We start from the raw sequence: 20,781 nt of genomic DNA on the forward strand, positions 1-20,781 counted from the left end.
TTTGCATGCGGTGCCGGCGGCGTTTACGCGTCGACCAGCTCGCGCTTCGCCTTCGCCCGCAGGGCCGCCTGTTCGGCGACGCGGCGGCCGAGATGCTTCGCGGTCTCGAGGTCGCTGGCGATCGGGCCATCTTCCGGGCCCTGGTCGGCATTCGACTGCGCCATGGCGCCGAGGAAGCTGCCCAGCCGGTTGAGGTCGTTGACGCTGCCCTTGGAATTGTTGTTGCCCGGCAGCAGGTCGAGGCCGACCCACAGCATGCCGTGCTGGGCGGCGAAGATGGCGAGCTGGATCAGGCTGTTCAGCTTGTCGCCCGACTGCGAGGCGGAATTGGTGAAGCCGGCGGCCAGCTTGTCTTTCCAGCCGCGCGCGTACCAGGTCTGGCTGGTGGCATCCATCCAGGTTTTGAACGGGCCGGACACGCTGCCCATATAGGTGGGCGAGCCGAAGATGATCGCATCGGCGGCATCCAGCGCGGCGGCCTGCCCGGCCGCCTCGTCGACGGAGATCAGCAGCACCTTGGTGCCGGCGACGCTTTCGGCCCCGGCGGCGACCGCCTCGGCCTGCTTCTTGGTGTGGCCATAGCCGGAATGGTAGACGACAGCGACATTGCTCATGGGGGTCAAGTCCTTGTATTGGCGCAAGTTTGAAAGATCACTCAAAGATATTGAGTTACTTTGAGTGACTAATACATGGCCTCTTGATTTCCTGAGTAAAGTAGGTACTTAAAAGTAACCATATAAATTTCCCGTCGCTGCCCGCCGCCGTTTCAGGAGCCCCTGATGACCAACCCCGCCCCGCCTGCCGCCGTCCGTCGCGAGGATGCCGCCGTGGATGCCCGCTCGGCCTGTCCAGTCGATGCGGTGCTGCGGCTGCTGATGGGGCCGTGGACCACCTACATCCTCTATGTGCTGCGTACCCAGGGGCCGCGGCGCTTCGGAGAGCTGAAGCGCGAGGTCACCGGCATCTCCGCGAAAGTGCTGACCGAGCGCCTGCGCATGCTGGAAGAGGCCCAGCTGGTGCGCCGCGACTACCAGGCGACGATCCCGCCGCAGGTGACCTATTCGCTGGCGCCGCGCGGCGCCGAGCTGACACCGATGCTGGACATGGTGAAGGATCTGGCGCTGCGCTGGCAGACCGAGGATGCGGTCGCGCTGCAGCCGGCGCGCCAGGCGGCGGAGTAAGGCGGCGGATCAGGCCGCACCGGCGCCGGTGCGCTGACCGGCAACAAAAAAGGCCGCCCGTGAGGGGCGGCCTTTTCGTATTCGGAGAAATCCGAAGGATCAGCGCGAGTAATACTCGACGACCATGTTCGGTTCCATCTTCACCGGATAGGGCACATCGGCCAGCAGCGGGACGCGGGCGAAGGTCGCCTTCATCGGGCTGTCCATGGTGATGTAGTCCGGCACGTCGCGCTCGCCCGAGGCGATGGCTTCCAGCACGAAGGGATAATCCTTCGCCTTGCCGCGCACCTCGATCACGTCGCCGACCTTGACCTGGTAGCTCGGCACGGTCACGCGCCGGCCGTTCACCGAGATATGGCCATGGTTGATGAACTGGCGCGCGGCGAACACGGTCGCCACCACCTTCATGCGGTAGACCACGGCATCCAGGCGGCGCTCCAGCAGGCCGATCAGATTCTCCGAGGTGTCGCCGCGGCGGCGGTTCGCCTCCGCATAGGCGCGGCGGAACTGCTTCTCGGTGATGTTGCCGTAGTAGCCCTTCAGCCGCTGCTTGGCCATCAGCTGCACGCCGTAATCGGTCGGCTTCTTGCGCTTCTGGCCATGCTGGCCCGGCGGGTATTCGCGCTTGTTGATCGGGCTCTTGGCGCGGCCCCACAGGTTCTCGCCCAGCCGGCGGTTAATCTTGTACTTGGATTCCTGACGCTTGGTCATGTTCAGTCCTGGTTTCGGCGCATGAGGGGAAGGCAGCCACGACGACCCGTTCATGCAAGAAATGCCGATCCCCCCGGTGAGGAGCCGGGGAGGGCGGCGGCATCATACGGATCGGACCCCCCGCGTCAAGCGCGGATCGGCCGCCGGCGGCAGGTCCTCCGCCCGCCGGCCCGAAGTATTGTGCCGGTGTTTTCCCGGTGAAACGGCCGCCACCGGCCGGTTCTTCTGTTTCAGGACTGAAAAACGCGGCGCCATTCCCGGGGAGTACTGTTCTCTACTTATGGTATTATTAGTAGGCTTGCTAAGCCAGCTTGCGCCGGTCCGGGGCTGCGGCTACTACTGGGACGGGGTGTTCCGGTCACGGAGCAGCCGGCGGGCCGTCGCCGTCGCCGGAAATAAGTGTCTGTCCTGAACCATTTGGCCTGGCCCGACGGCCGGGCCGGCATGGCGCGGGGCGGTTTTCGGGGGGCATGGGCCGCAGGGCCCGCGGCGGGCACGTCACGTCAGATCGCGAGTAAAACCGGAAGTAAAACGGAGTATAAACCGGAAGAATCCGGCTGTTCTGCCCGGCCGCGCAAGTATCGGCCGGCCGGCCGGCTCCTTCCCGCCTGTTCCTCCTTCTGTCTGGTGCCGACCGCATGCGCAAGCTGAGCATTTCCCTCCGCGTCACCGCCGCCTTCCTGCTGATCATCGCCCTGCTGCTGGCCGTCGCCGGCCTCGCCTGGCGCAATGTGCAGTTCCTCGAACAGGCTCAGCGCGAAACCACCGAAACCTTCCGGGTGCTCGACGCGCTGGCCGCACTCGGCCAGGCGATGTCCGACCAGGAAACCGCCCTGCGCGGCTATGCCCTGTCGGAGGATGAGACCCATCTCGACAGCATGACCATCGGCCGCGGCGCCAGCGGTCGCCTGCTCGACCTGCTGAAGCAGCTCACCTCCGGCAATCCGCGCCAGCAGGAAAGGCTGGAGGATGTCGCCCGTCAGATCGGCGACTGGCAGCTGAAATTCGGCGACGCGGTGGTGGCGCGGCTGAAGGACGAGGGCCAGCGCGCCGCGGCGCTGCGCACCCTGCGCTCGCCGCTCAGCAAGGGCCAGATGGAACAGATCCGTGCCGTGCTGGAAGAGATGCGCGACGAGGAGCGCGGCGATCTCAACCGCCGCAACCAGGCCCAGGATGCCGCTTTCATGAACCTGCTGCAGATTTCCGCGGCCGGGCTCGGGGTGCTGCTGCTGGTGGTGCTGGCCGCGGTGCTGATGGTGCGGCTGACGGTGGTGCGGCCGGTGCAGGGCATGACCGCGGCGATGCAGGGTCTGGCCGGCGGCGATCTCGATGTCGCGATCACCGGTGCCGATCACCGCGACGAGGTGGGCGAGATGGCGCGCGCCCTGCAGGTGTTCAGGGACGGCATGATCGCGCGGCGCGAGGCCGAGAGCGAGGTCGCCCGCCAGCGCGAGGAATCCGAACAGCGCCGCCTCGGGCGCGAGCGTCAGGAACAGGCGGCCGCCCGCGAGATCGCCGACCTGGTGGCGGCGGTGGCCGGCGGCGATATCGGGCGCCGGCTGTCCACCGAGGGCAAGGAGGGGCTGTATCTCGCCATTGCCGAGGGCATCAACCGGCTGGCCGGCGCCGTCGAGGGCGTGATGAACGAACTGGGCCACGTGCTCAACGCCATGGCCGAGGGCCGGCTCGACCGCCGTGTCACCGGCCAGTATGACGGCGCCTTCGCCCGCATGAAGACCGATGCCAACCGCATGGCCGAACAGCTGGCCGCCATCGTCACCCGGCTCGGCCGCTCCGCCGGCCAGGTACGCTCGGCTGCCGACGAGATCTCCGCCGGCAGCCAGGACCTGGCCAGCCGCACGGAATCGCAGGCGGCGAGCATCGAGGAAACCGCGGCATCCATGCACGAGATCACGGCAACCGTGAAGCAGAATGCCGACAATGCCCAGGCGGCCAGCCAGCTGGCCACGGTGGCCCGCGATACCGCCGAGAAGGGCGGCAGCGTCGTGCAGGATGCCGTCGCCGCCGTCACCCGGATCGAGGAGAGCGCGCAGAAGATCGCCGACATTGTCGGCCTGATCGACGAGATCGCCTTCCAGACCAACTTGCTGGCGCTGAATGCCAGCGTGGAAGCGGCACGCGCGGGCGAAGCCGGCAAGGGCTTTGCCGTGGTGGCGCAGGAGGTGCGGGCTCTCGCGCAGCGCAGTGCCAATGCGTCGAAGGACATCAAGGCACTGATCGCCACGTCGAATGCCCAGGTGAAGACCGGCGCGTCGCTGGTGAACCAGACTGGCAGCAGCCTCACCGAGATCGTCAATGCCGTGAAGAAGGTGTCGGACATCGTGGCCGAGATCGCGGCAGCCAGCCGCGAGCAGGCCACCGGGCTGGAGCAGGTGAATACCGCCGTGGCCAGCATGGACGAGGCGACCCAGCGCAACGCGGCACTGGTCGAAGAGACCACGGCTGCCGCGCAGTCGCTGAACGGACAGGCTGGCGAACTCGCCGATGCGATCAGTTTCTTCCGGGTCGAAGCTGGTGCCGCCGACAGGCCGGCCCCGGCTGCTGCTCCGGCCACTGCTCCGGCGGTCGCGAAGCAGACTGCGGCACAGCCTGCCGCATCGAAGCCGTCTGCACCGAAAGCAGCGGCTCCGAACGCACCGGCATCAAAAGCACCGGAACCGAAACGGCCGGCACCGAAGGCGCCGCCGTCAGCGGCGAAGCCCGCTCCGGCCCTGGCCGGCGATGACGATGACTGGCTGGAATTCTGACCGGTCGCGGGCCGCAGGCGGCGCTGCGGCTGGACTTTGTCTGCTGCCGCGCTTCTTATGACAGGCAGGATCTGACAAACGCGGAATCGTCATGCTGCTGCATCTGTGCACCTGGGAAGAGACCGAGGCCTATCTGAAGCGCTCCACCGGGATCATCATCCCGATCGGCTCCACCGAGCAGCATGGCCCCAACGGCCTGATCGGCACCGACGCGATCTGCGCCGAGGTTTTCGCAAAAGCCGTGGGCGAGGCCGCCGATGCGCTGGTCGCCCCCACCATCAATGTCGGCATGGCCCAGCATCACATGGCCTTTGCCGGCAGCATGACGCTGCGGCCCTCCACCCTGATCGCGGTGCTGCGCGACACCGTGGCCTCGCTGGCCCGGCACGGCTTCACCCGCTTCTTCTTCCTCAACGGCCATGGCGGCAATGTCGCCACGGTGACGGCCGCCTTCTCCGAGATCTATGCCGAGACCAGCCTCGATCAGGCCGCCGGCAGCAATGGGACCGGCGTGCGTTGCGTGATCCGCAACTGGTGGGAGGCCCCCTCGGCCAAGCGGCTGTCGCGCGAGCTGTTCGGCAGCGAAGAGGGCAGCCACGCCACGCCCAGCGAGGTCTCGGTCACCTATCATGCCTATCCCGAGGCGGTGAAAAGCGTCGCCGCCATGAGTCCGCGCGTCGCCCCCTCGGGCGGCTTCGCCGATGCCGCCGATTACCGCCGCCGCTTTGCCGATGGCCGCATCGGCTCGAATCCGGCCCTGGCCTCGGCCGCCCATGGCAAGACGATCATGGATGCCGTGGTGCCCGAACTGGCCGGCATCTACCGCGACTTCCTCGCCGCCTGAGCGGAGCGGCAGAGCCATGGGCCAGTCTGCGGGCCGCGCCCTGCTCGACCGCTATTACGCGGCGCTGCGGGACGGCGACTTCGCCGCCCTGGAGCAGATCGTCGCCCCCGATGTGACGGTGCGCTATTACGGCCCGCCCGGCCTGCTGCCCTGGATCGGCCTGCATGAGGGCTTCGCCGCCTATCGCCGCTTTCTCGGCCAGGTGCGCGATGCGCTGGAGATCGTCGCCGTCGAGCAGGAGGCGGTGGTTGCCGAGGGCGAGTGGATCGTGCTGCTCGGCCGCGGCCAGTGGCGGGCGAAGGCCTCGGGCCGCGATATTGCGGTGCACATGACCAATGCCTTCCGCATCCGCGACGGCCGCATCGCCGAATACCGGGTCTATACCGACACCGCCGCCTTCGCCGCCGCCCTGCGCTGAGCCGCGGCATCCGGCCATATCCGGTCTGCCTGCAGCGTGCCTGCGGTCACGAAAAGACCGCAATCCCGTCACACCCCGGGCATGCTTGCCGGCCTATCATCACCGCCATAGATCATGCAGCAGAGGCCGCGTGACAACGTGATTCCCAATGACAGGTTCCGAGCAACAGGAGGGGCCCATGCAGGACAGACAGACGCCGCAACCCCGGATCAGGATGGGTCAGGTCCGCTGGCTTGCCGTCGATGCCGCCGGCGAGCCGGCGCTCAGCGACATGCTGGCCGACCCGATCACCCAGCTGCTGATGCGCCGCGACGGCGTGCAGGAAGGCGAGATCCGCCGCCTTGCCGCCCGGCTGCAGCAGCGCCGCGGGCCTGCCGCCGCCAACGACACGGCGGCCGAACTGCCGCGATAGATGCGCTCGCACAGGCCCGGCCGTTCCGGCCGCGGGCTTTGGAAAGGCGGGCTCTGGCCCGCCTTTTTTGCATTCCGGGCGCCGGCAGGGCGGCCGGCCTGAAATGATATTTATTCTTACTTGCACAACGAGACGATCCGTCCTAAGATGAGAACAGTTCGCAGGTAGCCGCAACGGCGCGGCTGCCCGCTCAGGATCGGATGGATGTCAGATACGCTTGCGCCTGCCGCTGCATCGCGCGACCCGGCCGAGGCCGGTGATGCGCCGCCGCGCCTCAGCAGCCGCAGCCTGTTCGGCACCGGCCGCGAGGTGATCATCGAGCATGACGGTGCCGACTACCGTCTGCGGGTGACCTCGAACGGCAAGCTGATCCTGACCAAGTGAGTTTCGCCCAGTGCGAGTTGCCCCGTCGCCTCTGATGCAAGGAGACGCGTGATGACAGCAAGGACCCTGCCGCGGACGAACCGTCCAACCGCTCTGCATCTGCTGGGCGCCGCCCTGCTCGGCTTCTGCGATGCCTGTCACGACATCCGGGTGATCGCGCGCACCGGCTAGGGCCGGCACAGACAGTCAGTCGGTATCGCGGAAAGACGGCCCGGACCTCCCACCCTGCCCGGTCCGTCGGCCCGCGATGCCGAAGCGGCCGGCCGGACAATCCCTGCCGGAGTCCGGCCGGCCGCAATTCTGTCTCTTATCCTTCTGAAACGACGACCCAGCCCGCCGCGTCCAGCGCGACGGGAAAGCGGACCAGGCTCTGGCCCTTGCAGGGTCCGGCAAAGCAGGCGCCGCTTTCCGGCACGAACAGCGCACCATGGGTGCCGCACATCAGCGCGCTCATGTCGCGGCTGAAAAACGCATCCGGCCGCCAGTCCAGCGAGGTGCGCGCATGCGGGCATTCGTTCACGTAGCCGAACACGCCGCCCAGCCAGCGCACGACAAAGCATTCGAAGCGGTCTTTCCCGGCACCGAAGGTGAATCCCTTCGCGCCGGGCTCGGGGATCTCGGCCAGAGCCACCAGCCGCGTGCCGGCCTCAGGCTGGTTCGGGCGGGCCATGGATCAACCCGCCATCGTCATGCCCGCGGAAGCAGGCACCCAGAAGACCGGCGCCGCCGGAACGGGGTTCCCGCCTGCGCGGGAATGACGGCAGAGAAGCATCATCACGCCGTCACGCCGCCCATCTTGCAGATCAGCTTCCAGCTCGCCGCATCCACCGGCGAGACCGACAGCCGCGACTGCCGCAGCAAAGCCAGGTCCTTCAGCTTCGGCTCGGCCTTGATCTGCGCGAGCGTGACCGGAGTCTTGAGAGGAAGGAGCGCCTTCACGTCGACCATGCCGAATTTGCCGGTCTCGTCGGTGGGGTCCGGGTAATACAGCTTGCAGATCTCGACGATGCCGACGATCCGCTTCTCGTCCACAGAATGATAGAAGAAGGCGCGGTCGCCGAGTTTCATGGCCTTCATGTTGTTGGCGGCCTGGTAGTTGCGCACGCCGTTCCAGCTCTCGACCTTCTTCTTGACCTGGCTGTCCCACGACCAGGCGGAAGGCTCCGATTTCATCAGCCAGTAGTTCATGATCCCGTCGCCTCCGGTCAGTCGTCTTCGCTGGTGAAGGGCCGCGCCAGCAGGGCGGCCAGCATCTCGTCGATATCGGCGCCTTCATGCAGCACGGCATGCACGGCCTCGCAGATCGGCATCTCGATGCCGCGCTTGGCCGCCAGCGTCACCACGGCCTGCGCGGTATGCACGCCTTCGGCCACGGTGCGGCGGCCCTGCATGATCTCGGCCAGGGTTTTTCCCTCGCCCAGCGCAATGCCCAACGACAGGTTGCGCGATTGCGGCCCCGAGCAGGTCAGCACCAGGTCGCCCAGTCCCGACAGGCCCATCAGGGTGCGCCGCCGCGCGCCCATCGCCGCGCCCAGCCGTGCCAGTTCGGCGAGGCCGCGGGTGATCAGCGCCGCGCGGGTGTTGTCGCCGAATTTCCGCCCGATGACGATGCCGCAGGCAATCGCCAGCACGTTCTTCAGCGCGCCGCCGAGCTGCGCGCCGACGATGTCGTCCGAGTAATACGGCCGGAAGGTCGGTCGGCCGAGCCTCTGCATCAGCGCCTCGCCGAGCACCGCATTCTCGCAGGCCAGCGTCGCCGCCGCCGGCAGGCCGCGCGCGACTTCGGCGGCGAAGGTCGGCCCGGTCAGGATCGCCAGCGGCCGGTCGGGCAGCACTTCCGCCAGCACCTCCGCCGGCAGCAGGCCGGTGCCGATCTCGATGCCCTTCGCCGCCACCACCAGCGGCGCACGGCTTTCGGGCAGTTCGTCGCGCAGGCGGAAGGCGAAGCCGCGCAGGGTCTGCGCCGGCATCGCCAGCACCAGCGCCTCGCAGTCTTTCAGGGCGCGGAAATCGCCGGTGGCCTGCAGGTCGGCGGGCAGTGTCACATCCGGCAGATACAGCGTGTTGACACGCCCGGCATTGATGCCGGCCACCACCTCCTCGTTGCGGGCCCAGATCAGCGTGCGGCCCTCGGCGGGATTCTGGTCGGCGCTGAGCGCCGCCAGCGCGGTGCCCCAGGCGCCGCCGCCGATCACGCCGACATCATGGATCGCCGGAGTCTGTGTCATGCATTCCCCTTGTTCATGCCTTCACGCTCACGCCTTCACACCGGCGCCGGACCGCGCCTCCGCCTGCGGGTCCAGCGGCCAGCGCGCGCGGGCCGGCGCCTCCAGGCTGTCGGTGATGCCGAGCCGGAACCGTTCCAGACCGGCCCAGGCGATCATCGCGCCGTTGTCGGTGCACAGATTCATCGGCGGCGCGGTGAAATGCATGCCGCTCTTTTCCGCCAGCGCCACCAGCCCTTCGCGCAGGGCCGCATTGGTGGCAACGCCGCCGGCCACCACGAAATGCTTCCGCGCGGCGCCATATGTCCCGTCGAACATGGCGACGGCATTGCGGGCGCGGTCGAGGATCACGTCCATGACCGTCTGCTGGAAACTGGCTGCGAGGTCGGCCCTGTCCTGCTCGCTCGGCGCCGGGCCGCAGGATTCAAGAGCCAGCCGCACGGCGGTCTTCAGGCCGGAGAAGCTGAAATCGCAGCCCGGCTTGCGCCACAGCGGCCGCGGCAGCTCGAACCGCGCGGCATTGCCCTGTTTCGCCAGCCGTTCGATGGCCGGGCCGCCGGGATAGCCGAGCCCCAGCAGCTTGGCGGTCTTGTCGAAGGCCTCGCCGGCCGCATCGTCGATGGTGGTGCCGAGCCGGCGGTACCGGCCGACGCCCTCGACGGCGACAAACTGGCAATGCCCGCCGGAGACCAGCAGCAGCAGATAGGGAAACGGCACATCGGCGGCCAGCCGCACCGACAGCGCATGGCCCTCCAGGTGGTTCACCGCGATCAGCGGCTTGCCCGTGGCCCAGGCCAGCGTCTTCGCCGTGGTCAGGCCGACCATCACGCCGCCGATCAGGCCGGGCCCGGCGGTGGCGGCGATGGCGTCGAGATCGGCGAGTTTCAGCCCGGCCGCCGACAGGCTTTCCGCCACCAGGCCGTCCAGATGCTCGATATGGGCGCGGCTGGCGATTTCCGGCACCACGCCGCCATAGGGCGCGTGTTCCCTCAGTTGCGAGAACAGGCTATGACTGACGATGCGGCGCGCCGGATCGGCGGCCGCCGGCCCGTCGTCGCGGACGACAGCGCAGGCGGTTTCGTCGCAGCTGGTCTCGATGCCGAGAACGTACATGGGCTCCGGGGCCGGTTGGCTGAATGTCGACTGTACCGGTTAGGCCTATCATTATGACGAGATTGCAGCAAGGGAGGCCGGCGCCATCGGCGCGCGGCGGGCGGAAAGTGGATCCCGGAACACCTGTGCTGACCATCGGCACGCGCGGCTCGCCGCTGGCGCTGGCGCAGGCGCACGAAACGCGCGAACGCCTGCTGGCGGCGCATCCCGGCCTGCGCGAGCCGGAGATCGCCATCCGCATCATCAGGACCACCGGCGACCGCATCCAGGACCGCAGCCTGGCCGAGGCCGGCGGCAAGGGCCTGTTCACCAAGGAGATCGAGGAAGCCCTGCTCGACGGCAGCATCGATCTGGCCGTGCATTCGATGAAGGACATGCCGACACGCCTGCCTGCCGGCCTCGCCATCGTTGCCTATCTGCCGCGCGAGGATGTGCGCGACGTGCTGCTGGCCACGCGGCCGACCACACTCGCCGGCCTGCCGCAGGGTGCGACCGTCGGCACGGCATCGCTGCGGCGCAAGGCCTTCCTGCTGGCACGGCGCCCGGATCTGTCGGTGGTCACCTTCCGCGGCAACGTGCAGACGCGCCTGCGCAAGCTGGAAGAGGGCGATGTCGCCGCCACCTTCCTCGCGCTGGCCGGCCTGCACCGCCTGAAGATCGCGCCGGCGGGCATGCATGTCCTGTCGGTCGGCGACATGCTGCCCGCCGTGGCCCAGGGCGCCATCGGCATCGAATGCCGCGAGAGCGATCGCCGCGTGCGCGATTTCCTGGCGCCGCTGGACGATGCCGATACGCGGCTGCGTGTCGAGGCCGAACGCATGCTGCTCGACATTCTCGACGGCTCCTGCCGCACGCCGATCGCCGCCCTGGCCGAACTCGACGGCGACCGGCTGCATCTGCGCGCTGCCATCGCGCGGCCCGATGGCAGCGACCTGATGGAAACCGAACGGCATGGCAGCCGTGCCGACGGCATCAGCATGGGCCGCGATGCCGGCGCCGAGCTGAAGGGCCGCATCGGTCCGGACTTCTTCACGGTCTGATGCCGTGACGGGCAGGGACGGGAGACTGCGATGCGCGTGCTGATCACCCGGCCGGAAGCCGAGGCGCAGATGCTGCAGCAGGCGCTGCAGGCCTGCGGCATCACCGCCGACTGCGCGCCGCTGCTGGCGATCCGCATCCACCGGGATGTGCCGCTGCCGCTGGATGGCGTCGCGGCGCTGCTGTTCACCTCGGCCAATGGCGTGCGCGCCTTTGCCGCCAATGCCGCGCGCCGCGACTTCAGCGTCTTCGCCGTCGGCGAGGCTTCGGCTGCGGCGGCGCGGGCGGCGGGCTTCGCCGATGTGCAGGCGGCCGGCGGCGATGTCGACAGCCTGGCCGCACTGGTGCAGGCGCGGTGGCGGCCGCAGGACGGCATCCTGCTGCATGCGGCGGGCGCAACGCTGGCCGGCGACCTGCAGGCATTGCTGCAGGCACAGGATTACACGGTGCGGCGTATCACGCTGTATACGGCGGAGGCCGCCACCGCATTGCCGGCACCGGTTGCCGCGGCCTTTGCCATGGGCATTTATGACGCGGTGCTGTTTTTCTCTCCCCGCACGGCGGCGACATTTGTTACCCTTGTGCGGGCGGCCGGCTGTGCCGGCGGCGCAACCGCCGCCGTGGCCGCCTGTCTCAGCGCCAATGTGGCACAGGCGGTGGCGGAACTGCCCTGGCGCGCGGTGCAGGTGGCGGCGCGGCCGCGCGAGGCCGACCTGCTGTCGCTGCCCGGCGTCGGCGTGGTGGCACCGCCGCGGGCGGACGATACCGGCGACGGCCATGGCACCGGCCGAGAGGATGGAGTGGAGCAGGCATGAGCGAAACGCGCGAAACCGGCCCGGGCGGCAGCGGCGAAAAGATCATCGACGCCGAGGTTGAACCGGTTGGCGCCGCCGCCCGCCGCCGTCGCCTGCGCGTCGCCCTGCTGCTGGCCGCGGCCATTGTTGCCAGCATCGTCATCGCCGCCGGCTGGCATCTGTGGCAGAGCGGCCGCCTCGATCTCGCCATGCTCACCGGCGGCGGCACGAAACCGCCGGCTCAGGCTGCGGCACCGGCTGCCGCCCCGCCGCCCGCTGCATCGCCCGCTGCCGCACCGCCGGCTGCCGCCGCCGAGACGCAGAAGCTGGCACAGCGCATCGACGCACTGGAACGCCGGCTGGTGGCGCTGGGCGACGGTATCGAACGGCTGCAGCAGGTCACGCCGGCCGATGGCGCGACGGCCACTGTCAGCCCGCAGCAGCTGACCGATCTGTCCACCGGCCTGCAGGCGCAGATGCAGCAGCTGATGCAGGCGCGCCAGCAGAATGTGGACGCCAAGCTGGCGGCGCTGGAGACGGCGGTGGCCGCCCTGCAGGAGGCGCGGGATTCCCAGGCCGCCGGCCGCATCGTCATGCAGCAGCGCATGGACGAGATCGATGCCCGGCTCAGCGCCGTCAACGACAACCGCACGGCGGCCCTGCGCGCACCGGTGCAGCAGCTGCTGGCCTGGAGCGAACTGCGCGACCGCGCCCGGCGCGGCGAAGGCTTTGCCGCCGAACTGCCGGTGCTGGCGGCGCTGGCCGAAAAGGCCGCCGGCCAGCCCGGCGAGGCGCTGCGCGCCGGCCTTGCCGATCTGCAGCCCTTCGCCGAGAGCGGCGTGCCGGCGCCGGCTGCCCTGCTGGCGGCCTTCCCGGCGGCGGCGGCGGCACAGGGCGCCGCCTTCCGCGCGCCCGATCCGGCCGCCGATGCGGCGCGGCCCTGGTGGCAGCGCGCCATCGACAAGATGACCGGCCTGGTCAGCATCCGCCGCGCCGATGCGCCGGACATGGCCACGCCGGACGGCAAGCTGGCCGCGGCCGAGGCGGCTTTGCAGGCCGGCGATCTCGCCGCCGCCATCGCGGCGCTGGACGGCATGACCCCGGTGCCGGCGCTGGCCGGCTGGCGGCGCCAGGCCGAAGCCCGCCTGGCGCTGGATGCCGTGCTCGGCCGCATGGCCGGTGCACTGCAGGCGCATTTCGCGTCACCCTGAGCCCGGGACCCGGCGAGATGCGGCTGCTGCGGACCGGACTGTTCCTCGTTCTCCTGATGGCGCTGGCCGGCCTTGCCGCCTGGCTGGCCGACCAGCCGGGCCGCGTGCGGCTCAGCTGGTTCGGCTGGATCGTCGAGATGCCGGCGCCGCTGCTGGCCCTGCTGGCGGTGCTGCTGGCGGCCGGCCTCTTCGCCGTCACCTGGATTCTCGCCTGGGCTGCCGCGCTGCCGCAGCGCCGCCGGCTGAAGCGGCAGGCAAAGGGCTATGCGCATTTCGCCGCCGGCATGGTGGCGGTGGCGGCCGGCGAACCCGACCGCGCCATGAAGCTGGCCGCCCGTGCCAGCCAGCAGCTCGACGACCCGGCGCTGGCGCGCCTGCTGGCGGCGCATGCCGCGCAGCTCGGCGGCGATGCCGATGGCGCGCGCAATGCCTTTGCCGCGCTCAGCGACGATCCCGGCACGGCTTTCCTCGGCCTGCGCGGCCTGCTGGCCGATGCGCGCCAGCGCGGCGACCGCAACGCGGCGCTGGGCTATGCGGCGCGGGCCTCGGCCCTGCGCCCCGGCTCGCCCTTTGCCGCCGAGGCCGAGCTGCAGCTGCTGGTCGAGGCCGGCGACTGGGCTGGCGCGCGGCGCCGGCTCGATCAGGCGCGGAAGAAAAAAGCCGTCACGAAAACGGCGATCCAGCAGCTGGCGGCGCGGCTCGACATGGCGGAAGTGCCGGCCGCCCTGGCTGCCGGCGACCTGCGCGCCGCCTTCCGCCTGGCCGAACAGGCGATGAAGGCGCTGCCCGATCATCCGGTGCCGCCGGTGCTGATGGCGCGGGCCGCCGACAGTGCCGCCACCCGCGAGGCGGCGGCGCGCGCGCTGCGCCGGGCCTGGGCGCGGCAGCCGGCGGAGGCCTATGCCGAGGCCTGGCTGGCGCTGCAGCAGGAGACGCCCGCCGATGCGCTGGTGGCGCGGGCCCGCGATTTCGCTGCCGATCAGTCGCAGGCGCCGGAGACGCGGCTGCTGGTGGCGGCCGCGGCGCTGCAGGCGCGCGATTTCGCCGCGGCCCGCACGGCGCTGGGCGGCGACCTGCAGGGCGGCGGCTATACCGGCAGCTGGGGGGCCGGCCTGCTGGCGCGGCTGGCCGAGGAGGGCGATGGCGATGCGGCGGCCGCCGATCACTGGCGCGCGCAGGCGGCGGCCCATGCCGGCCATGGCAGCCTGTGGCAATGCGGCGAATGCGGTGCCGGCCATGCCGGCTGGGCACCGCTCTGCCCGGCCTGCGGCCGTTTCGATGCGCTGGACCCGACCGCGCTGGGCGAGACCGCACCGCTGGCTCAGCCGCCGCGTCCGCTGCTGCCGGGGCCGCAGAAAAGCTGAGCGGAACCCCGCGCTGCCGGCCGCCTAGGCGGCGTCCCGGTCGGCCTTGGGCAGCAGGTCGTAGGGCAGCAGGAAGCCCGGCAGGGCGGTGACGCGCTCCCACCACGCCTTCACGGCCGGCCAGTGGCCGATATCGAACCGCGCCTCGGCCATATGCGCGAGGCAGCCGAACACGCAGAGATCGGCAATGGTCGGCCGCTCGCCGACCAGGAAACGCTTGCCGTCGAGCAGGCCGTCGAGCACGCCGAGGGCCTGCTCGCCCACCTTGCGCATGAAGTCGGTCACCGCCGGGTCCGGCTTGGCGAAGCGTTCGAAAAAGCGGGTGCGGTTGATGCCGGGATACAGCCGGTCGGTCTCCCACATCATCCATTCGCGGATGCGCTGGCGCTCGGTCGGGCCGCTGCCGGCGAATTTGCTGCCGGGACCCTCGGCGAGGTATTCGAGAATGGTGTTGGACTGGCACAGCGTCAGTGCGCCATGGCGCAGCACCGGCACCTGGCCGTAGCGGTTCAGCTGCAGGAAATCCGGCGTCTTGTGTTCGCCCTTGGCCAGATCGACATGGCGGTAATCGTAAGCCTGGCCGCACAGGGTCAGCATCAGGGCGACCTTGTAGGTCGGAGCGGACAGGAAACTGCCGTAAAGCGTGTACGCGGCGGCCATGCGGCACGATCCCCCTGCTTGGTCCTGCTTGGTCGTTCCCCCTGCCTGGTCGCTACTCTGGCTGGCCGTCACTCCGGCGGGCAAATTGGCCGGGGATTGCGGCTTGCCAAGCGCCGCCGGGGCCCGTATTTTCCGCGCGCCTCCCGCCCGGGTCAACCGGCGGGCGAGTGCCGTGCCGGCGTAGCTCAGTTGGTAGAGCAAGACTTTCGTAAAGTCGAGGTCGGGGGTTCGAGTCCCTCCGCCGGCACCACCCCTTCCTTCGCCTTCCCCCCCTCTCTCCTGCCTGCTTCCATTCATCGTCCTGCGGCCGCACGCGATCGGGCATGTGGCAGGGCAGCCTGCGCGCGGAAGTAAGGACGGCCGCGCCGCCCGGCCGGGAATCTGCATGGCGGGCGGAAAAACCGGAACCGGATACGGGGCTGGCGGTGGAAACCACAAAAATCGTCTGCATAATGACGAATATGCGGCGACGGCCCATGCCCTGGCATCCGGGGCAGCTGTGGCCGCGCATCATGGCGGGTGGACATGATGGCGGCACGCTACCGACCGGTTGATCTGCGTCATGGCGTCCGGTGCGGCCGCGCAGCATGCAGGAGGCCGGCGACTGAGCCCCGGCGCGATTTCCGCGGCGTATTCCGGCCGCGGTGGTGAGGACAGGACATGGCAGTACCAGCAGCGACAGTGAAGCCGGCCCCGACCGGCACCGAACGCAGCTTCGGCGAAGACGAGATCATCGTCAGCAAGACCGACGCCAGAGGCCGGCTGTTCTACGCCAACGATGTCTTCTGCAAGGTCGGCCTCTACAGCGAACAGGAACTGGCCGGCCAGCCGCACAGCATCGTGCGCCATCCCGACATGCCGCGCTGCGTGTTCCAGCTGCTGTGGGAGACCATCGCCGCGGGCCGCGAGATTTTCGCCTATGTGAAGAACATGGCGAAGAACGGCGACCATTACTGGGTCTTCGCCCATGTCACCCCCAGCTACGGCAGGGACGGCCAGATCGACGGCTATCATTCCAGCCGCCGCCGGCCGGACCGCGCGGCGCTGGCGCAGATCGAGCCGCTCTACCGCCGCCTGCTGGAGGCGGAGAATGCGGCGCCCGACCGCAAACAGGGCCAGGCGGCCGGCTATGCGCTGCTGCACGGAATCCTGGCCGAGCGCGGCCAGAGCTACGAGGAATTCGTCTTCTCGCTGGATGCCGGCGCCGGCAGATCGCCGCGTCCGGGCATCGCGGCCTGACCCGCGGCCGGCGGCATTCCAATCGGAGGAAGAGGATCATGAGTCTTTTCGGCAAGGACCGCCGGCAGCAAACGCTTGAGGCAATCGGTGCAGTCTGCGAGCGCGCGGCGGCGGGCGACCTGTCGGCCCGGATCGTCAGCACCGAAGAGCTGGGGCCCTACGCGAAAATCGCCCAGTCGCTGAACCGTCTGCTCGACCGCACCGACGCCTTCATCCGCGAATCCGGTGCCTCGCTGACCTATGCCGCCGAGGGCAAGTTCTTCCGCCCCTTCCTGCTGCGCGGCATGCTGGGCGATTTCCGTCGCGGTGCCGAGGTGATCAACAGGGCCCGCGAAGCCATGCGCGACAAGGCGGAAGCCGCTGCGCGGCTGGAACAGCAGGTCGCCGAACAGCGCGCGGCGATGGAAGCCCAGGCCCGTGCCGAGCGCCAGGCCCTGGCCGGCCAGTTCGAGAACGAGGTCAGCTCGATCGTTTCCGCGGTGCAGGACTCCGCCCGGATCCTGTATCAGAACGCCGCCACCATGACCCGCGAGATCCAGGCGGTGCATGGCACTGCGCAGTCGGTGTCGCAATCGGCCAGCCAGTCGACCACCAACGCCCAGGCCGTGGCCGCCGCTGCCGAACAGCTCTCCGCCTCGGTTTCCGAGATCAGCCGCCAGGTGACGGAATCGCGCGCCTCCAGCGAGGCCGTGGCGCAGGAGGTGGCGCGCGCCACCCGCGCCGTCGAGGAACTGACCTCGGCCAACCGCAAGATCGACGAGGTGGTCGAGTTCATCAAGTCGGTGGCTTTCCAGACCAACCTGCTGGCACTGAATGCCAGCGTGGAAGCCGCGCGCGCAGGCGAGGCCGGCAAGGGTTTCGCCGTGGTGGCGCAGGAGGTGCGCAACCTCGCGCAGAAAACCGCCGAGGCGGCGAAGAGCATCGCCGACCAGATCGGTGCCATCCAGCGTGCTTCCGACAACACGGTGGCGGCCATCGACATCATCCGCAGCCAGGCTGACACGCTGAACGAGCGGGTCGGCACCATGACGGAATCGGTGCAGGAACAGTCGGGCGCCACCAACAACATCAGCGACAACATCCAGGATGCCGCCGCCGGCATCGAGAGCGTGTCGTCGAATGTCCATGAAATCACCACGGCCGCCGGCGCCGCCGGCGAAGCCGCCAGCGCGGTCAGCGGCGCCGTCGACGGGCTGCATGTCCAGGCCGACCAGCTTGGCGGCCGGGTACGCGACTTTCTGGCCCATATCCGCCGGCTCTGAGCGTTCCGTCCGCTTCATGCGGCACGCATGAGACAGGACGGATGAGACAGGACGCATGAAAAAGGGCCGGTCCCTGCGGACCGGCCCGGTTCCATCCGGCGCCAGGCGCCGGCCGTTAGTTGCCGCCGTCAGTCGGCGGCATCGCGATGGGCCTCGGCATCCTCGCCGGCATCCGGATCGGCATCGGCATCCCCGGCATCGGCATCCCCGGCATCGTCATCGATGGCGTCGTCACCGGCAGCGATGTCCGCCGCGTCCGCTTCCGCGCTGTCCGCCGTGCCGTCCCCGATGCGGAAATGCCCGACCAGTTCGGCCAGCTGGCGGGCCTGGTCGGCCATCGCCTGGGCCGAGGCATTGGTCTCTTCCACCAGCGCGCCGTTGCGCTGGGTCATCTCGTCCATGTTGACCACGGCGCCGTTCACTTCCTCGAGGCCGCGCGCCTGTTCGGTGCTGGCTGCCGCGATCTCGGCGACGATGTCGCTGACCTTCTTCACCGAGGTGACGATCTCGGTCAGCGATGTGCCGGCCTGGTTGACCAGCTGGGCGCCGGCCCGCACCTGGGCATTGGAGGTCTGGATCAGCCCCTTGATGTCCTTCGACGCATTGGCGCTGCGCTGCGCCAGTGCGCGCACTTCCTGGGCCACCACGGCGAAACCCTTGCCGGCCTCGCCTGCGCGCGCGGCTTCCACCGAGGCATTCAGCGCCAGCAGGTTGGTCTGGAAGGCGATCTCGTCGATCAGCGAGACGATGTCGCCGATCTTGCGGGCACTGTCCTCGATGCCGGTCATGGCGGAGACCGCCTGTTCGACCACGCCGCCGCCCTTCTCGGCGGTGTCGCGCGCCGCGGTGGCCAGCTGGTTGGCGGCCTGGGCATTGTCGGCATTCTGCTTCACCGTCGCCGTCACCTCATGCATCGAGGCGGCGGTCTGTTCCAGTGCGGCGGCCTGGCTTTCCGTGCGCTGGGCCAGGTCCTGGCTGCCGGTGGAGATTTCCGCCGAGGCATCGCGCACCAGGCGGGCGGCATCGGCCAGGCCCGACATGGTGTCGGCCAGCCGGTCGCTGACCTGGTTGGCATCGCCGGCCAGCTTGGCGAAGACGCCCTGATACTGGCTGCGGATGCGGTGGGTCAGGTCGCCGTCGGCCAGCTTGTGCAGCATGGTGCCGAGATCGCCGAGCGCGCGGTCCACCGTGCCCAGCAGGGTGTTGACGCCGTCGCCCAGCTCGCGCATCACGCCTTCGAGGCGGCCGGTATCGATGCGCTGTGCCAGATCGCCGGCATTGGCCGCGGCGACGATGCCGCCGACCGATTCCTTCAGCAGCGCCTGCTGGGCGCGGCGTTCCTCGTCGCGGGTCTTGCGCTCGCTCTCGATCTGCCCCTGCAGGCGGTCGGCTTCCTGGCCCTGCTCCTTGAAGACCTGCACGGCACGGGCCATGTCGCCGATCTCGTCGGTGCGCTTGAGGCCGACCACCTCGGCCTCCCAGTCCTTGTTGGCCAGCCGGCCCATGGTGCCGGTGGTGCCGACGATGGGATCGATCACGCGGCGGCCGATATACAGCCAGCCGATCACCACCGCGGCGACAAGGCAGATCGCGGCAATCACGGCCATGCTGGTCTGGGCGATGCGGATGGCGGTCATCGAGGCGCCGGTGGATTTCTCGGTGGCGTCGCGGGCCGACTGCACCAGGCGGTCGACGGCATCGGCCAGCCAGGTGGCGGTGTTGCGGCTTTCGGCCAGCGTGGCAACCGCCTTGGCGACGGCCGCCAGTTCCTGCCGCCGGGTGTTGAACAGGCTATTGTCGCCCTCGCCGATGGCGGCGATGCCCTTGACCAGCTTTTCGACGTCGGTGTTCGGATAGGTTGCCTGGATGGTTTCCAGGCCGCGCAGCATCTCGGCCTTCACATTGGTGAATTCGACCTCGATCAGCTCGATCTCGCCGACCCCCTCGGCCTGCGCGGCCACCGCCAGCATGCCCTGGGCCTGGTTCACCTTGGCGACCAGGTCCTGCATGGCGCGGGCGCCGGCCACCTGCTTGTCGAGGATGCTCTGGATCATCTCGCCGGTGCCGGCGCCGGTGGAGCGCGAGACCAGCTCGAATTCCATGGTCATGTCCATCACCGCCTGGTCGACGGTGGGCTGCGCCAGCATCAGGAACTGCGAATGGTTGTCGGTCAGTGCCTTGGTCAGGGCGACGCGCTTGTCCTTGATCGCCACGCGCTCGGCCACGGCCCTGTCGATGTCGCGCATGCCGCTGGCCAGCGTCTTGACGTTGTCCTCGACCTCCTTGCGCAGGTCTTCGGGGGCATCGGTGTTCTTCACCGCGGCCAGGGTGCGCTCGAGCTGTACCAGCTTGCCTTCCAGGTTGCCCATGGCGGCCTTGCGCTCGCCATCGGCCGAGGCATAGGCCAGGGCCGGCGCCGAGGCGGCGAGGTCGGCACTCTGGGCCGAGAGGGTGAGCGCGGAAGAGACGGCCGGGATGCTGCGTTCGGTCACCATGCTCAGCGCGCTGCCGACCTGGGTGAAGAAGCCGAACGAGATCAGGCTGGAGATCACCGCCATCGCGGCGATGACGCCGATTGCCAGAAAAAGCTTGAACCGAATTCCGAGCCGCATTCTTGCGTCCCCCCACACAGAATATCCGTGACCGGAGTCTGCCGCCGGATTGCGCGGGAATGCAACCCTTGAACGCTGCCGCAGCGGCAGCGTCATCCTGTGTGGAATATGCTTAACAAAGCCCTGCGATGCGTGTCGGACTACCTCTGGTTACAGGAATGCCAGGCCATGCGCCGACGCGCTGCTGACGGCGGCCGTGATTCAGAATTCCTGCCATTCGTCATCCCCGCCGGCAGCAGCAGCCGGGGCCGGCGGTGCGGCGGGTTTTGCTGCCGGGGCCGGCGGATGGGCGGGCGGCTTCGGCGCAGCCGGCTTTGCTGCGGCCGGCTTCGGCGCGGTGGGCTTCGCTGCGGCGGGCGCCACCGGGGCGGTGGCACCGCCGGTCTGGTCGAGCTTGAAGAAGCTGACCAGCTGGGCCAGCTCGCCGGCCTGGTTGCTGAGCGCCTGGGCCGAGGCCGAGGTCTCCTCCACCAGGGCGCCGTTGCGCTGGGTCATCTCGTCCATGCTGCCGACAGCCGTGTTGATCTGGTCGAGCCCGGTGGCCT

At 69.3% G+C, this 20,781-nt stretch carries 20 protein-coding genes, 1 tRNA gene and 1 pseudogene; 13 read left to right on the forward strand and 9 right to left on the reverse strand.

Annotated elements, in window-relative coordinates:
• Positions 1-23 precede the first annotated feature (23 nt).
• Positions 24-614, reverse strand: coding sequence for a flavodoxin family protein (locus ACEQZY_RS19650; RefSeq protein ID WP_370156612.1), 591 nt, complete (start codon positions 612-614; stop codon positions 24-26).
• Positions 615-779: 165 nt separating this feature from the next.
• Between ACEQZY_RS19650 and ACEQZY_RS19655 the strand changes: the two genes are divergently transcribed.
• A complete protein-coding gene (locus tag ACEQZY_RS19655; RefSeq protein ID WP_370156613.1) occupies positions 780-1,181 on the forward strand; it encodes a winged helix-turn-helix transcriptional regulator in 402 nt (133 codons plus the stop codon).
• A 99-nt stretch (positions 1,182-1,280) separates the two neighbouring features.
• Here ACEQZY_RS19655 and rpsD read toward each other — a convergent pair whose 3' ends face one another.
• Positions 1,281-1,892 (reverse strand): 30S ribosomal protein S4, encoded by a 612-nt coding sequence (gene rpsD, locus ACEQZY_RS19660; protein WP_341703911.1) that lies wholly within the window; start codon positions 1,890-1,892, stop codon positions 1,281-1,283.
• A gap of 638 nt (positions 1,893-2,530) precedes the next feature.
• Between rpsD and ACEQZY_RS19665 the strand changes: the two genes are divergently transcribed.
• The 5 genes from ACEQZY_RS19665 to hemP all read left to right on the forward strand — a co-directional run bounded on the left by ACEQZY_RS19665 (position 2,531) and on the right by hemP (position 6,718).
• Positions 2,531-4,660, forward strand: coding sequence for a methyl-accepting chemotaxis protein (locus tag ACEQZY_RS19665; RefSeq protein WP_370156615.1), 2,130 nt, complete (start codon positions 2,531-2,533; stop codon positions 4,658-4,660).
• Between the two features lie 91 nt (positions 4,661-4,751).
• Entirely contained in the window at positions 4,752-5,504 is a 753-nt protein-coding gene (locus ACEQZY_RS19670) for a creatininase family protein (RefSeq protein ID WP_370156616.1), read from the forward strand.
• 16 nt (positions 5,505-5,520) lie between these two features.
• Positions 5,521-5,922, forward strand: coding sequence for a nuclear transport factor 2 family protein (locus ACEQZY_RS19675; protein ID WP_370156617.1), 402 nt, complete (start codon positions 5,521-5,523; stop codon positions 5,920-5,922).
• A 178-nt stretch (positions 5,923-6,100) separates the two neighbouring features.
• Positions 6,101-6,334, forward strand: coding sequence for a hypothetical protein (locus ACEQZY_RS19680; protein WP_341703907.1), 234 nt, complete (start codon positions 6,101-6,103; stop codon positions 6,332-6,334).
• A 204-nt stretch (positions 6,335-6,538) separates the two neighbouring features.
• Complete coding sequence (hemP, locus tag ACEQZY_RS19685) at positions 6,539-6,718, forward strand: hemin uptake protein HemP (RefSeq protein ID WP_341703906.1); 180 nt, start codon at positions 6,539-6,541, stop codon at positions 6,716-6,718.
• A 307-nt stretch (positions 6,719-7,025) separates the two neighbouring features.
• Here hemP and ACEQZY_RS19690 read toward each other — a convergent pair whose 3' ends face one another.
• The 4 genes from ACEQZY_RS19690 to tsaD form a co-directional block, all read right to left on the reverse strand.
• The gene (locus ACEQZY_RS19690) at positions 7,026-7,388 is read right to left on the reverse strand and encodes a Rieske (2Fe-2S) protein (RefSeq protein WP_370156619.1); all 363 of its coding nucleotides are present in this window, start codon (positions 7,386-7,388) and stop codon (positions 7,026-7,028) included.
• Between the two features lie 104 nt (positions 7,389-7,492).
• A complete protein-coding gene (locus ACEQZY_RS19695) occupies positions 7,493-7,906 on the reverse strand; it encodes an EVE domain-containing protein (protein ID WP_370156621.1) in 414 nt (137 codons plus the stop codon).
• Positions 7,907-7,923: 17 nt separating this feature from the next.
• Positions 7,924-8,946, reverse strand: a complete 1,023-nt coding sequence (locus tag ACEQZY_RS19700; RefSeq protein WP_341703903.1) for an NAD(P)H-dependent glycerol-3-phosphate dehydrogenase — start codon at positions 8,944-8,946, stop codon at positions 7,924-7,926.
• 27 nt (positions 8,947-8,973) lie between these two features.
• On the reverse strand, positions 8,974-10,056 hold the full coding sequence (tsaD, locus tag ACEQZY_RS19705; protein WP_370156623.1) for a tRNA (adenosine(37)-N6)-threonylcarbamoyltransferase complex transferase subunit TsaD: 1,083 nt from the start codon (positions 10,054-10,056) through the stop codon (positions 8,974-8,976).
• 125 nt (positions 10,057-10,181) lie between these two features.
• Between tsaD and hemC the strand changes: the two genes are divergently transcribed.
• The 4 genes from hemC to ACEQZY_RS19725 are packed head-to-tail and all read left to right on the forward strand — an operon-like array spanning position 10,182 to position 14,463.
• Positions 10,182-11,096 carry a hydroxymethylbilane synthase gene (hemC, locus tag ACEQZY_RS19710; protein ID WP_370156625.1) on the forward strand — a complete coding sequence of 305 codons (915 nt, stop codon included), beginning with the start codon at positions 10,182-10,184 and terminating at the stop codon, positions 11,094-11,096.
• Positions 11,097-11,126: 30 nt separating this feature from the next.
• Entirely contained in the window at positions 11,127-11,909 is a 783-nt protein-coding gene (locus tag ACEQZY_RS19715; RefSeq protein WP_370156627.1) for a uroporphyrinogen-III synthase, read from the forward strand.
• Complete coding sequence (locus tag ACEQZY_RS19720) at positions 11,906-13,099, forward strand: hypothetical protein (RefSeq protein WP_370156629.1); 1,194 nt, start codon at positions 11,906-11,908, stop codon at positions 13,097-13,099. The genes ACEQZY_RS19715 and ACEQZY_RS19720 overlap by 4 nt, the downstream gene beginning before the upstream one ends.
• A 17-nt stretch (positions 13,100-13,116) precedes the next feature.
• A complete protein-coding gene (locus ACEQZY_RS19725) occupies positions 13,117-14,463 on the forward strand; it encodes a heme biosynthesis HemY N-terminal domain-containing protein (protein ID WP_370156631.1) in 1,347 nt (448 codons plus the stop codon).
• Between the two features lie 24 nt (positions 14,464-14,487).
• Here the strand turns inward: ACEQZY_RS19725 and ACEQZY_RS19730 are convergent, their stop codons facing one another.
• Positions 14,488-15,123, reverse strand: coding sequence for a glutathione S-transferase family protein (locus ACEQZY_RS19730; protein ID WP_341705215.1), 636 nt, complete (start codon positions 15,121-15,123; stop codon positions 14,488-14,490).
• Between the two features lie 174 nt (positions 15,124-15,297).
• Here ACEQZY_RS19730 and ACEQZY_RS19735 point away from each other — a divergent pair.
• The 3 genes from ACEQZY_RS19735 (at position 15,298) to ACEQZY_RS19745 (ending at position 17,624) form a co-directional block, all read left to right on the forward strand.
• Positions 15,298-15,373 (forward strand) — tRNA-Thr (locus ACEQZY_RS19735).
• A gap of 410 nt (positions 15,374-15,783) precedes the next feature.
• Positions 15,784-16,362 (forward strand): PAS domain-containing protein, encoded by a 579-nt coding sequence (locus ACEQZY_RS19740; RefSeq protein WP_341705214.1) that lies wholly within the window; start codon positions 15,784-15,786, stop codon positions 16,360-16,362.
• A gap of 38 nt (positions 16,363-16,400) precedes the next feature.
• Positions 16,401-17,624, forward strand: a complete 1,224-nt coding sequence (locus ACEQZY_RS19745; RefSeq protein ID WP_370156634.1) for a methyl-accepting chemotaxis protein — start codon at positions 16,401-16,403, stop codon at positions 17,622-17,624.
• A gap of 128 nt (positions 17,625-17,752) precedes the next feature.
• Here the strand turns inward: ACEQZY_RS19745 and ACEQZY_RS19750 are convergent, their stop codons facing one another.
• Both ACEQZY_RS19750 and ACEQZY_RS19755 read right to left on the reverse strand, forming a co-directional pair.
• The gene (locus tag ACEQZY_RS19750) at positions 17,753-20,236 is read right to left on the reverse strand and encodes a methyl-accepting chemotaxis protein (protein ID WP_370156636.1); all 2,484 of its coding nucleotides are present in this window, start codon (positions 20,234-20,236) and stop codon (positions 17,753-17,755) included.
• Between the two features lie 201 nt (positions 20,237-20,437).
• A pseudogene (locus tag ACEQZY_RS19755) lies at positions 20,438-20,781 on the reverse strand (methyl-accepting chemotaxis protein); the annotation flags it as partial.

The organism is Ferrovibrio sp., assembly GCF_964218355.1.
Lineage (GTDB): Bacteria > Pseudomonadota > Alphaproteobacteria > Ferrovibrionales > Ferrovibrionaceae > Ferrovibrio.

Excerpts from the sequence above, each read along its gene's own strand:
- ACEQZY_RS19650 (WP_370156612.1), bottom strand. The coding sequence starts at position 614 with ATGAGCAATGTCGCTGTCGTCTACCATTCCGGCTATGGCCACACCAAG.
- ACEQZY_RS19655 (WP_370156613.1), top strand. The coding sequence starts at position 780 with ATGACCAACCCCGCCCCGCCTGCCGCCGTCCGTCGCGAGGATGCCGCC.
- rpsD (WP_341703911.1), bottom strand. The coding sequence starts at position 1,892 with ATGACCAAGCGTCAGGAATCCAAGTACAAGATTAACCGCCGGCTGGGC.
- ACEQZY_RS19665 (WP_370156615.1), top strand. The coding sequence starts at position 2,531 with ATGCGCAAGCTGAGCATTTCCCTCCGCGTCACCGCCGCCTTCCTGCTG.
- ACEQZY_RS19670 (WP_370156616.1), top strand. The coding sequence starts at position 4,752 with ATGCTGCTGCATCTGTGCACCTGGGAAGAGACCGAGGCCTATCTGAAG.
- ACEQZY_RS19675 (WP_370156617.1), top strand. The coding sequence starts at position 5,521 with ATGGGCCAGTCTGCGGGCCGCGCCCTGCTCGACCGCTATTACGCGGCG.
- ACEQZY_RS19680 (WP_341703907.1), top strand. The coding sequence starts at position 6,101 with ATGCAGGACAGACAGACGCCGCAACCCCGGATCAGGATGGGTCAGGTC.
- hemP (WP_341703906.1), top strand. The coding sequence starts at position 6,539 with ATGTCAGATACGCTTGCGCCTGCCGCTGCATCGCGCGACCCGGCCGAG.
- ACEQZY_RS19690 (WP_370156619.1), bottom strand. The coding sequence starts at position 7,388 with ATGGCCCGCCCGAACCAGCCTGAGGCCGGCACGCGGCTGGTGGCTCTG.
- ACEQZY_RS19695 (WP_370156621.1), bottom strand. The coding sequence starts at position 7,906 with ATGAACTACTGGCTGATGAAATCGGAGCCTTCCGCCTGGTCGTGGGAC.
- ACEQZY_RS19700 (WP_341703903.1), bottom strand. The coding sequence starts at position 8,946 with ATGACACAGACTCCGGCGATCCATGATGTCGGCGTGATCGGCGGCGGC.
- tsaD (WP_370156623.1), bottom strand. The coding sequence starts at position 10,056 with ATGTACGTTCTCGGCATCGAGACCAGCTGCGACGAAACCGCCTGCGCT.
- ACEQZY_RS19715 (WP_370156627.1), top strand. The coding sequence starts at position 11,127 with ATGCGCGTGCTGATCACCCGGCCGGAAGCCGAGGCGCAGATGCTGCAG.
- ACEQZY_RS19720 (WP_370156629.1), top strand. The coding sequence starts at position 11,906 with ATGAGCGAAACGCGCGAAACCGGCCCGGGCGGCAGCGGCGAAAAGATC.
- ACEQZY_RS19725 (WP_370156631.1), top strand. The coding sequence starts at position 13,117 with ATGCGGCTGCTGCGGACCGGACTGTTCCTCGTTCTCCTGATGGCGCTG.
- ACEQZY_RS19730 (WP_341705215.1), bottom strand. The coding sequence starts at position 15,123 with ATGGCCGCCGCGTACACGCTTTACGGCAGTTTCCTGTCCGCTCCGACC.
- ACEQZY_RS19740 (WP_341705214.1), top strand. The coding sequence starts at position 15,784 with ATGGCAGTACCAGCAGCGACAGTGAAGCCGGCCCCGACCGGCACCGAA.
- ACEQZY_RS19745 (WP_370156634.1), top strand. The coding sequence starts at position 16,401 with ATGAGTCTTTTCGGCAAGGACCGCCGGCAGCAAACGCTTGAGGCAATC.
- ACEQZY_RS19750 (WP_370156636.1), bottom strand. The coding sequence starts at position 20,236 with ATGCGGCTCGGAATTCGGTTCAAGCTTTTTCTGGCAATCGGCGTCATC.